Source organism: Halogeometricum sp. CBA1124 (assembly GCF_009741955.1).
Lineage (GTDB): Archaea > Halobacteriota > Halobacteria > Halobacteriales > Haloferacaceae > Halogeometricum > Halogeometricum rufum.
In genome coordinates this window covers 1-10,048 of record NZ_WPCD01000136.1, presented here as the reverse complement: position 1 = coordinate 10,048, position 10,048 = coordinate 1, and the positions used below count along the sequence as shown (strand labels likewise).

Sequence of the window (10,048 nt, the reverse complement as noted above, 5' to 3'; positions counted from 1 at the left end):
CCCAGTCGCCAACGACGCCCGCGAGCGCCGAGGACGACGATCGGGGACGACGTCGAGTGGCCGCGAGGCGACGACGACGGCGGCGCCGCCGACGCCCGGACGGGGCCGGCAGGCCGTCGGACGGAGACGAGGACACGTCGGAGGCCATGTCGATGCCGGCGGTACGGCGCGACGGCGGATAGGAATGCCGGTCCCGCCGCCGGGTTCGACTCCGACTGCGGAGCCTCGACGCGGAGCGCGGCGACTACTCCACGACGAGACGCGTCTTCTCCGACACCGCGTCGGCCTCCTCGAAGTCGCCGCCGCCGAGCAGTCCGCGCGCGGCGCGCTTGCCCCACTCGACGGCCGGTTGCGTGAACGTGGAGACGCCGGCGAGTTCGCCGTACAGGACGCACGCGGCCTCCATCCCGTACAGCAGTTCGCCCAGTCCGCGCTCGTCCACCGCGTCTATCTCGACGCGCACGTTCGGCACGCCCGCGGCGGCCAGACTCGCCTCCGTCGCCTCGAACTCGGCGTCGAGGAGTTCCCCGAGCGACGACCCGCCGAGGTAGCTGAGACCCTCCAGGTCCGTCTCGGGGATGTCTCTGTCGGCTCGCTCCGTGGGGCGGACGAGCGTCACGAGTTTGTCGCGCGGTCCCGCGCGGTAGAGTTGGAGCTGCGAGTGCTGGTCCGTCGCGCCGAGGGCGCGGGCGGGCGTCTGGCCCAGTCCGTCCTTCCCGAGGCTCTCGGCCCACAACTGCGCGAACCACTCGGCGAAGTACTCGAGGTCCTCGCTGTACGGCATCATCGCGTTCGTCAGCGCGCCGCGGTTGGCGAGGGCGTACGACGCCGCCCCGTAGGCGTACGCGGGCGACTCGAACAGCGACCCCGAGAGGCGACTCGCCTCGTCGCGCGCGCCGGCGAGCAACGCGTCCAGGTCGTGGCCCTGAATCGCCGCGACGGCGAGCCCCACCGTCGAGAGGGCGGAGAACCGGCCGGGGACGCCGTCGGGAACCGAGAGCGACGGCAGGTCGTGCTTCTCGGCCAGTCCGCGGAGGTTGCCCGACTCGCCCGTCGTGACGAACGTGCGCTCGGTCCAGTCGACGCCGGCGTCGGTCATCGCGTCGCGGACGACGAGGAAGTTCGCCAGCGTCTCGGCCGTCGTGCCGGAGCGCGAGACGACGTTGACGACGGTGTCCGACAGCGAGAGGGTGTCGAGGAGGCGCGTCACGTGCTCGGGGTCCACGTTGTCGAGGTAGTAGGCGTCGGGGTCGTCCGGTTCCGAGAGCCCGGCCGAGAGTGTCGCGGCCCCGAGTGCGCTCCCGCCGATGCCGACGGTGACGACGGCGTCGGGCGAGTCGAACGGTTCGACGGCGGCCGAATCGCGTCGGGGTCGGCGGTGTCCGGGAGGTTCAGCGCCGCGTACCCGTGTTCGGCGTCGGCGCGGCCCGCTTCGATGGTCTCGTGCGCCGCGGCGACCTGTTCGTCCAGCCGTTCGAGCGACGCCTCCGAGACGCCGGGCGTCGTCGAGAGTGCGTTGCCGAGGTCAACTCGCATGCCTGAACGGGCGACGGCGGCGGTGAAAAAGGTGGGTACTCGGTGGGGCGGCCGCCGCCGTTCCCGCCCTCACGCCGACGGACGGCCCTTCGAGCAGAGACCGGTTCGCTCAAGAGTCAGCCGCCCCAACTTCCGACGATGGCATCGGGTTACAACGGCGTCTTCGGGGCGTTCCCGTACGCCTTCCGCCGCAGTCGGTCGCTCCTGTTCAAGTCGTACGTCGTGTGTAGCGGGCTCGCCGTCGCGCTCATCTCCATTTTCGTCGTCATCGCCCTCGTCGTCCTCATCGGACAGACGGCGTCGGTGCAGGGCGGGTCGCTGACGCTCTCGCGGGCGTTCTACATCGTCGTCGGTCTGCTCGTCGTCCTCCCGGCGGTGGCGCCGACGCTCGCGGTGGCCCGGCGGCACCGCCGCGGTATCGAGTCGTCGCCGCGCTACGAACCCGCCCTCGCCGTCGCGGGCTACCTGTTCCTCCTGTCGCTGTACCTCGGGGTGGTCGCGTCGATGCCCGAGACGTTCGTCCTCGACGGCGAGACGGTGACGCGGCCGACGGCGTCCGGTCCGTTCGCGCCCCTGATATCGCTGCTGTACGCGATTCCGCAGGCGCTGTCGTGGACGGTTCCGCTGGCGGGTGCGCTCCTCGTCGCCGCCGCGCACAGACTGTTCGGCTGAGCGCGGTCAGCCGGCGTCGTCCGCCACCGACCCCGCCGAGCCGAACCGGTCGCGAGCGACGTAGACGGCCGCGGAGAGGAGGGCGACGGCGGCGAGAGCGCCGAGAGCCGTCGTCGTCCGTCCCGCGGCGACCCCGTCGCCGACGAGGGCGACGAGGACGAAGGTGGGGAGGCGGCCGACGGCGACGAGGGCGACGAACGTCCGGAAGCGGAGCGTCGTCAGTCCCGCCAGCGCGCAGATGGCGTCGTCCGGGAACGTCGGGAGCAGGAAGACGACGAACAGGCCGACGACGCCGAGCGTCTGCCCCGGAATCGGCGCGACTATCACCTGCGCCGCCTGCACGAGGACGAACGCGGGGGCGGCGTACGGGCCGAGTCCGCCCACCGTCGCGCGAACCCACGCGGGGTCGAGGACGAACGGCGCGTACGCGCGGACGGCGACGCCGCCGAGGAGGAGACAGAGCGCGAGGAGTCCGAGTCCACGGAGGGCGCTCCGCCGCGCCGCCGCGGACGCGAACAGTCTCATGCGACGCCGAACTCGATGGCGAGACAGAGCGCGACGGTGACGGCGCCGCCGAGAGCGACGAGGAGGTGCGCGTCGTCGGTCTTCGGCGCCCTGTACTCGGAGGTCATCAGCGGGCAGACGGCGACGATGGAGAGGCCGGCGAGCCAGCCGTTCCACGGCGGAACGAACTGCAGCAGGAAGTAGTTCGCGAGGACGACGAGGTGGGTGTGGACCACCGTCGTCCCGTGGTAGTAGCTCGTGTCGCCGTCGCCGACGAAGCCCTCGTCGTTGTGGCGAATCAGGCGCAGACCGCCGAACATGAGGACGACGAAGCCGACGACGGCGCTCGCGACCCAGTGCGGGCGCATGACGACGTGGTAGAGGAGGGCGGCAGAGACGAGGTAGGTGAAGATGTCGATGAAGGAGTCTATCTGCCGGCCGAACGCCGACGGCGTCCCGTGTTCGCGGGCGTAGTAGCCGTCGAGTTTGTCGAAGACGAACCCGACGAGGACGGCGACGATGCCCCAGTTCACCTCGCCCTGGACGAACAGCACCGCGCCGACCCACGCCCAGAACAGGGCGGCGAGACTCAGCCAGTCGGCGACGGTGAGTCGTCGAACCATGTTGTCGCCCGTCGACGACGCCACCACCCGCCGCGCCCGCCTGTCGAGTCGTTCGGTCCACCCGCCGCGCGCTGACCGGCCTTCGTTTGACATCGTGGTTCTACCCGCACCACTCGGCCGAAGGAGTATAAAATTACGCTCTGAAGTATATAATAAAAACAAATCTATATACACACCGAGTGCTCCCAATCGCTCTATTCGGGTTCCAACCGCTCTATCGACCGGTGGGTGAGACCGAACAGGCGGTAGTAGACGTGTTCGTGGCGGGGTTCGAAGCCGTTGGCCTCGAACGTCCACCGAGAGGGTCGGTTGTCGAGGGCGACGAGGGCGTGGACGGCGTCGGCGTCGCGTTCCCGCGCCCACTCCCGCGCCCGCGACACCAACGCGGTGGCGATGCCGCGGTTGCGGTGGTCCGGGTGGACGAACACCCGGCGGACGTAGCCGCCGTCGAACCGAAGCGTCTCCTCCAGGGGGTGGAGGTGGTGGCGGGCGTCCAGACTCACGAACAGGTAGCCGACGATTCGGCCCCCGTCGACGGCGCACAGCACCCGTTCGTCCGGCAGGAGTTCCGCGAACGCCTCGTACTCGCCGTCCACCTCCTCGCGCGTCCGCGTCTCGAAGGTGACGCCGTCGCGTCGGCGTCGGCCCCGGCGTCGTCGCGCGGGTCCGCGACGTACTGGTACATCCGCGTCCCCGTGACGCCGACGCGCTTCAACGCCTCGTACAGTCGTCGGGCGCCGTCCGTTCGAGTCAGTCGCCACAGCGCGGGCATGTCGGAGGCGTCCACGTCGCTCCCATTAACTGCTCGGGACGGGGACGAAACCGGCAAGAGGGCCCGCGGCGTACTCGCCGGCGATGACCGAGGACGAACGCGTCGAAGGGACGTTTCTCGTGACCGCCGCCGACGAGGACTCGGCGGTGCTGAAGAACGTCGAGAGCGGGCAGGTGCACACGCTGTCGTCGAACCCCGGCGTCGAACGTCACGACGCCGTACGGGGCGTCGTCGCCCCCGACCCGCCGATGGACGTGACGTACCGACTGGTCGACATCGAGTCGCGGTGGGGCGTCACCGTCGAACTGTCCGACGAGTCGCCGACGGCCGACTCCCGCGACATCGCCGCCGACCAACCCGTCGGCGAGTTGACGCGGCGAGAGCGCGCGGGGACGGGCGAGATTCACGTCATCACCGTCCCCGAGGAGGAGACGGAACAGGCCGTCGCCGACGTGGCCGACGACGAGGAGAACACGCTGTCGCGGGCCGCCCGCCTCGGCGTGAACCGCGTCGAGATTCGGGCCGCCCCCGGCGTCGTCGCCGTCCGGTACATGCCCTGAGACGTTCTCTCTCCTCGCTACTCGACCACGCGCACGTCGAACTTGCTCGGCCAGCGGTAGCGTCGCCCGCCCCAGACGAAGGTGCGGCGGGCCAACCCGTACGCGAACAGCGGTACCTGCAGCATCATCGCGGGGTACGCCAGGAGGACGGTCCACCGACGCACGCCGAAGTACGCGTAGACGAACGCCGTCAGCAGCGTCGCGAGGACGGCCACCGGTCCCGGAAACAGCGCGCCGGCGAGCGTCAGCGCCGCGCCGACGGCGAGCAGGACCGCCATGTCGCGCGGTTCGTGCCGGTACACTATCTTCGAGAAGCGGACGTGCCGCTCCAGCGACTCCCGGACGCTCCCGCCCACCGGGACGCGCCGCGTCCGCCGGAGCGACGTGGCGTCGAGGTGTTCGGAGAGCAGGCCGTCGTCGCTCACCGTCAGGCGGAGTTCCGACAGGAAGGCGTCCGCGTCCAAATCGTCGCGCTCGAACAGCACCGCGCCGGCCCACGCCTTGTCGCCCGCGTGGGTGCCGAGCGTCCCGCCGAGGGCGTACAGCGGTTCCACCAGCACCGAGAGCGGGTCGCGGCCGACGAAGAACGGCACCTCGCTCACCGGGCCGTGGCGTTCGTAGTCGGCGTGGAGGGTCGACAGCCAGTCCGGCGGGTGGCGGAAGTCGTCGTCGGTCCAGACGATTCGGTCGTGGGATGCGGCGTCCATCCCGGCCGCGACGGCGTTGGCCTTGCCCGAACAGCGCTCGGGGTCGCCCGCGCGGACCAGTCTGACGCCGTCCGGGAGTCCGTCCGCGCGGGCGGCCACCGGGTCGTCGTCGCCGTCGCAGACCACGAGCAGTTCGTCCTCGGGGCGGAGTTGCGCCGCCACGTCGTCGCAGGCGTCCGTCCACCGGACCGTGGGGAGGAGGACGCTCGTCGGCGGAGGGCGACTCATACGCGGGCGGTCTCCGGCCAATACTGTAAACGAAACGACTCGTCGGCGACCCCGCTGCCGTCCGCGGTCACCGCTCCGTCCGTCCCGTCGTCCTCGCCTCGTCGCACTCTCCCGCCGCTACCGTCTCGTCGCTATCGTCTCGTCGCTCCCGTTCTCGCTACTCGTCTCGCGCCTTTCCGGTGGTCGCGTTCGGTCCCGCCTCGCTCTGCACCTGCCACCCGCCGGCCATCTCGCCGTCCTCCGTCTCTCGGGGCGCGTACTCGATTTCGGTGTCCGGTCCCATGCGCTCGGGGCCGTCGACGGACTCGATGCGGAGGGGGACGTCCAGCGAGCGTCCGCAACAGCCCACGTCGACGAACTCCTCCCACGTGTGGCCGGGCGTCAGGTCGTCCAGCACCCGTCGGAGGTAGATGCGGAACCGCTCGGTCTCCAGTTGGTCGCGCGCCCACGCGCTGAGTTCGTCGGGGTGGGAGACGACGACGCGCCGGGCCAGTTCGTCGCTCGCTGCCGCCGCCGCGTCGGTCTGCGAGTCTGTCATACGCGTCGGTAGGGGTTCCAGCGACAAAAGCGTCTCACGCCCCACGACCATCGGTGACGCGTCTCGGCCCCTCGCAGCGTCTCGTGAGGCCGTATAAGAAGGCTTATTCGGGAGCTATGACCAACGCCACGCATGGTTGAGTTCACCGTACCGGAAGTCGATTACACCCGGTACACGAATCGCCAACTCGCGGCGGTCCCCCTCGCTGTGTTGGCGGTCGCACTTCTCGTCGTCGCGGGGTGGTACGTCGCGACTGGCGCCCCGGTGAATCAGGGCATCGAGTTCACCGGCGGCACCGAGATACAGGTCGTCGTCGACGGGGCGAACCCCCAGCAACAGATTCAGGAGGCGTTCTCCGCCGAACCCGAGTCGATTCAGTCGGTCCCGGCGGAGAGCGGCCTCTACATCGTCACCTTCCAGTCGGCGGAGGGGTCGACCGGCCCCGGCACTAACGCGCTGGAGCAACAGGCCGAGAACGCTGGCTTCGAGATTCGCTCCATCTCCTCCGTGTCGGCCAGTTTCGGCGGTGACACGCAACTGCTGGCCCTCGGCGGCGTCGCGGCCGCGTTCGTCGGGATGAGCATCCTCGTGTTCGCGATGTTCCGCACGTTCGTCCCCTCCGTCGCCGTCGTCATCTCGGCGTTCTCCGACATCATCATCCCCGTCGCCCTCATGAACGTCCTCGGCATCGAACTGTCGCTGGGGACGGTGGCGGCCCTCCTGATGCTCATCGGGTACTCGGTGGACTCGGACATCCTCCTGAACAACCACATCCTCCGACGCTCCGGTGACTTCTACGAGTCCACCTACCGCGCGATGCGCACCGGCGTGACGATGACGCTCACCTCCATCTCGGCGATGATCGTGATGACCATCACCGCCACGCTGTTCGGCATCCAACTGCTCGCGGCCATCGGGACCGTCCTCGTGTTCGGTCTCGCGGCCGACCTGATGAACACCTACATGCTCAACCTCAGCCTGCTTCGCTGGTACAAGTTCGAGGGGGTGGGTCGCTGATGGCGAGTCTCCGAGACAACTGGCGGGTCGTCCTCCTCGTCGTGTTCCTCCTCGTCTCGACGTTCGCGCTGTTCTCGCCGACGCTGGCGGGCGGCGCGGGCGGCAGTGCCGCGCCGGGCAACGCCGCCGACGGCCCGACGAACCTCAAGTTCGGGCTCGAACTCTCCGGCGGGACGCGCATCCGCGCGCCCCTCGTCGGACTGACGGCCGAGGGCGTGCAGTTCGACGACGACAGCACGCGCGTGGTCGAACAGAAGGTCGCCGGGAACCTCTCGGCCGCATCCTCCGCCGACGTCATCGCGCGGCAGACGGCCAACGCCAGCACGGTCGAGGTGACGGCCGAGAACGTCACCCGAGAGGAGTTCGGCAGCGCACTCCAGCAGTCGGGCTACGAGTTCGAGACGGTCCGCGACGGCGTCACCGAGTCGACGCGCGCCGAAGTCGTCCGCATCCTCTCGGACAAGATCAATCAGGCGGGCCTGTCCGGCGGGTCGGTCCAGCAGGTGACGACGGCGACGGGCGAGCACTTCATCCGCGTCGAGGTGCCGAACCGCGACACCGGCGAGGTCCGCCAACTCGTCTCCGAACGCGGGACCGTCGTCGTCGAGGCGTACTACCCCGTCCAACAGAACGGCAGCACGACGTACCAGTCCGACGTGGTCCTCGAACAGGACGACTTCCAGCGCATCGGCACCGCGCAGGAACAGAGTTCGGGCCCCTCGGTCCCGGTCACCATCAAGTCCTCCGTCGCGCCCGCCTTCCAGGAGTCGATGGTCCAGACGGGCGTCGCCCAACCCGGCGGCACCCGGTGTACGTACGACCGGAGCCCCAACGGCACCGAACCGTGTCTCCTCCTCGTCGTGGACGGCGAGGTGGTCACGCCTTCGGGATGGACGGCGGCCTCGCCAGCGACATGCGGAGTGGGTCGTGGGCGAACAACCCGCAGTTCGTGCTGACCGCCCGGAACGTGTCCGAGGCGCAGCAGGTCGCCATCAACCTCCGCGCGGGTGCGCTCCCGGCGGAACTCGACCTCACCGGCGCGGACGGCGGCACCACGTCCTACGTCTCGCCCAGTCAGGGTGAGAGCTTCAAGATAGACTCGCTCATCACCGGCATCGTCGCCGTCTTCGCCGTCAGCGGCGTCGTGTTCGTCCGCTACAACGACGTGAAGGTGGCCGCGCCGATGATCGTGACCGCCCTCTCGGAAGTCCTCATCCTGTTGGGCTTCGCGGCTGGCATCGGCTATCCGCTGGACCTCTCGGTCATCGCCGGCTTCATCGCCGTCATCGGGACGGGGGTGGACGACCTCATCATCATCGCAGACGAGGTGATGGCCGAGGGCGACGTCACCTCCCGGCGCGTCTTCCAGTCGCGCTTCCGGAAGGCGTTCTGGGTCATCGGCGCCGCCGCCGCGACGACCATCATCGCCATGTCGCCGCTGGCAGTACTGTCGCTGGGCGACCTGCAGGGCTTCGCCATCTTCACCATCCTCGGCGTCCTCGTCGGCGTCCTCGTCACCCGGCCGGCGTACGGCGACATCCTCCGCGCCCTGACCACCGTCGACCGCTGAGGACGCCCGTCCCGACTTCGTCGGGCTTTTTCCGCTCCGCGGACGACCTAACCGTGTAGGGGTTCGTTTCTCGTCGGAGAGACCCGAACCCCTAGGTGTCGAGTGATAGACCGAGTTGCCCGCCCCGCGCGGGAGACGACGCAGACGACGAATCTACACCATGTCCGTTGATGTCCCCCTGACTGGTGACGCAGACGACGCCCCGCTTTCCGAACTCCCGACCGAGACGCTGGTCGGCACCGTCGTCGAGTACGACGACGCCCCCGACGAGTGTACGGTCTACCCCCTCCACGCAGACGAGGACGAGCGACTCACGACGTGGATATCGGCGAAAGACGACTCGTTCGTCGAGTTGGACGAGATGCGCTGACGACGCCACGTCCGCGGTCCGTTTCACCGCGCCTCGTCTTCGAAAATGTGAAACTATTTTTGTCGAACGAGAACCAACGTTCGCGTGGATTCGGGAGGTGACGAGCGTTGCTTCCGGACCGACCGGCAAACTCCTGGACACAGGGTCTCGACTTCCCGAGCCAACTGTTCGCGACCGGTAGTGACGACTACGAACTGTACGAGGAGGACGGCGAGTTCGTCCTGAGCGTCGAGATGCCGGGGTTCGACCCCGAGGAGATTACGGTCACGTGGGACGACTCCATCCTGAACGTCGCGGCCGAACGCGAGGACGAGACGCGCGGCCGGCCGAAGACGTACCACCGTCGGTTCCGGTTCCCGAAGCGTCGAGGACGAGGACATCACCGCGACGTACAACAACGGCATCCTGTGCAGGTGACGCTTCCCGTCGTGACCGGCACACCGACGACCGGGAAGGAGATACCGATTCAGTCCTGACGCGGGCCTCGACCCCGCGTCGCCGCGATTCGCGGTCGCTTTTTTCGGTCAGAACTCCGCCAGCGACGACTGCGCGGCGGCGGCGAGGACGTCGTCGCACGTCGACCACGACGCCCGCGCGCAGTCGGGTAACTCGCCCGTCTCGTCGACGTAGGTTCGGAGGAACTCCCGCGTGGTCGGGTCGCTCGGGTATCCGCTCCCGACCGGACCGTACGCCGCGTAGTCGTCGCCAATGGCGGCCATCCGCGCGTCCCGTTCCACCTTGGCGACGATGCTCGCCGCGCCGACGTGCGGGTACGTCTCGTCGGCGCCGTGTTCGGAGACGACCGACACCTCGGTTCCGGAGTCGGCCACGCCGCGGCGGACACGGCGGCCGAACCGGGCCTCGTCCACGTCGCCGGCGTCGGTCACCACCTCGTCGCCGTCCCGCGCGACGGCGGCGACGGCGTGGACACCGACGGCGACGACACGGCGA

10 protein-coding genes and 4 pseudogenes are annotated in these 10,048 nt (G+C 69.3%); 6 read left to right on the top strand and 8 right to left on the bottom strand.

Annotated elements, in window-relative coordinates:
* Positions 1-244: 244 nt before the first annotated feature.
* Positions 245-1,536 (bottom strand): annotated as a pseudogene (locus GJ632_RS14870) (glucose-6-phosphate isomerase).
* 138 nt (positions 1,537-1,674) lie between these two features.
* On the opposite strand from GJ632_RS14870, the gene GJ632_RS14865 reads away from it, so the two are divergent.
* Positions 1,675-2,208, top strand: a complete 534-nt coding sequence (locus tag GJ632_RS14865) for a hypothetical protein (protein WP_191453367.1) — start codon at positions 1,675-1,677, stop codon at positions 2,206-2,208.
* A gap of 6 nt (positions 2,209-2,214) precedes the next feature.
* On the opposite strand, the gene GJ632_RS14860 is transcribed toward GJ632_RS14865, so the two are convergent.
* The 4 genes from GJ632_RS14860 to GJ632_RS23925 form a co-directional block, all read right to left on the bottom strand.
* Positions 2,215-2,733 (bottom strand): VTT domain-containing protein, encoded by a 519-nt coding sequence (locus GJ632_RS14860; protein ID WP_191453366.1) that lies wholly within the window; start codon positions 2,731-2,733, stop codon positions 2,215-2,217.
* Complete coding sequence (locus GJ632_RS14855; protein ID WP_191453365.1) at positions 2,730-3,428, bottom strand: phosphatidylcholine/phosphatidylserine synthase; 699 nt, start codon at positions 3,426-3,428, stop codon at positions 2,730-2,732. Before GJ632_RS14855 ends, GJ632_RS14860 begins: the two co-directional genes overlap by 4 nt.
* Before the next feature lie 101 nt (positions 3,429-3,529).
* Positions 3,530-3,931: a GNAT family N-acetyltransferase gene (locus GJ632_RS23930; protein WP_343161198.1), complete on the bottom strand. Its 402-nt coding sequence runs from the start codon at positions 3,929-3,931 to the stop codon at positions 3,530-3,532.
* The gene (locus GJ632_RS23925) at positions 3,835-4,122 is read right to left on the bottom strand and encodes a hypothetical protein (RefSeq protein ID WP_231751584.1); all 288 of its coding nucleotides are present in this window, start codon (positions 4,120-4,122) and stop codon (positions 3,835-3,837) included. The genes GJ632_RS23930 and GJ632_RS23925 overlap by 97 nt, the downstream gene beginning before the upstream one ends.
* A 68-nt stretch (positions 4,123-4,190) precedes the next feature.
* On the opposite strand from GJ632_RS23925, the gene GJ632_RS14845 reads away from it, so the two are divergent.
* On the top strand, positions 4,191-4,667 hold the full coding sequence (locus tag GJ632_RS14845; RefSeq protein WP_089808849.1) for a DUF5812 family protein: 477 nt from the start codon (positions 4,191-4,193) through the stop codon (positions 4,665-4,667).
* Positions 4,668-4,684: 17 nt separating this feature from the next.
* On the opposite strand, the gene GJ632_RS14840 is transcribed toward GJ632_RS14845, so the two are convergent.
* Positions 4,685-5,602, bottom strand: a complete 918-nt coding sequence (locus tag GJ632_RS14840) for a glycosyltransferase family 2 protein (protein WP_191453364.1) — start codon at positions 5,600-5,602, stop codon at positions 4,685-4,687.
* Between the two features lie 157 nt (positions 5,603-5,759).
* Positions 5,760-6,140 carry a hypothetical protein gene (locus GJ632_RS14835; RefSeq protein ID WP_191453363.1) on the bottom strand — a complete coding sequence of 127 codons (381 nt, stop codon included), beginning with the start codon at positions 6,138-6,140 and terminating at the stop codon, positions 5,760-5,762.
* A 132-nt stretch (positions 6,141-6,272) separates the two neighbouring features.
* On the opposite strand from GJ632_RS14835, the gene secF reads away from it, so the two are divergent.
* The 4 genes and pseudogenes from secF (at position 6,273) to GJ632_RS14815 (ending at position 9,573) form a co-directional block, all read left to right on the top strand.
* A complete protein-coding gene (secF, locus tag GJ632_RS14830) occupies positions 6,273-7,157 on the top strand; it encodes a protein translocase subunit SecF (RefSeq protein ID WP_089808839.1) in 885 nt (294 codons plus the stop codon).
* Positions 7,157-8,727: pseudogene (locus GJ632_RS14825) on the top strand (preprotein translocase subunit SecD). Before secF ends, GJ632_RS14825 begins: the two are co-directional and overlap by 1 nt.
* A 160-nt stretch (positions 8,728-8,887) precedes the next feature.
* Positions 8,888-9,097: a hypothetical protein gene (locus GJ632_RS14820; protein ID WP_089808835.1), complete on the top strand. Its 210-nt coding sequence runs from the start codon at positions 8,888-8,890 to the stop codon at positions 9,095-9,097.
* 107 nt (positions 9,098-9,204) lie between these two features.
* A pseudogene (locus tag GJ632_RS14815) lies at positions 9,205-9,573 on the top strand (Hsp20/alpha crystallin family protein).
* 48 nt (positions 9,574-9,621) lie between these two features.
* Here the strand turns inward: GJ632_RS14815 and rnhB are convergent.
* A pseudogene (gene rnhB, locus GJ632_RS14810) lies at positions 9,622-10,048 on the bottom strand (ribonuclease HII); the annotation flags it as partial.